The 242-nt window shown below is 66.5% G+C and carries 1 pseudogene; it reads right to left on the bottom strand.

Features of this window, described 5'->3' with window-relative positions:
- Positions 1-200: pseudogene (locus SB764_RS44015) on the bottom strand (class I SAM-dependent methyltransferase); the annotation flags it as partial.
- Positions 201-242 lie beyond the last annotated feature (42 nt).

Raw genomic sequence — 242 nt, 5'->3', positions numbered from 1 at the left:
GCTTCGAGTTCCGCGCGGATCTGCGCGACCAGCGCTTCGGACTGCGCAAGCGCGCTCGTGCCGGGAGCAGGTAAACTATCAGGTTGGTGAGCTTTCGGATTCATCCCCGCATTGTAAATGACCGCCTCTTTCGACACCGCCGCCGCCCGCGCGCCTGAAACGCCGCGCGTCGTGCTGATTACCGGCGCCGCCCGGCGCATCGGCGTGTTCGAGCGTGAGGGCTTCCGTTTCGACACCGGCCC

The sequence above is a fragment of the Paraburkholderia sp. SIMBA_027 genome, assembly GCF_046535315.1.
Classification (GTDB): Bacteria; Pseudomonadota; Gammaproteobacteria; order Burkholderiales; family Burkholderiaceae; genus Paraburkholderia; species Paraburkholderia tropica.
The sequence above is the reverse complement of the archived record's forward strand: the minus strand, read 5'-3'. Positions and strand labels throughout refer to the sequence as shown.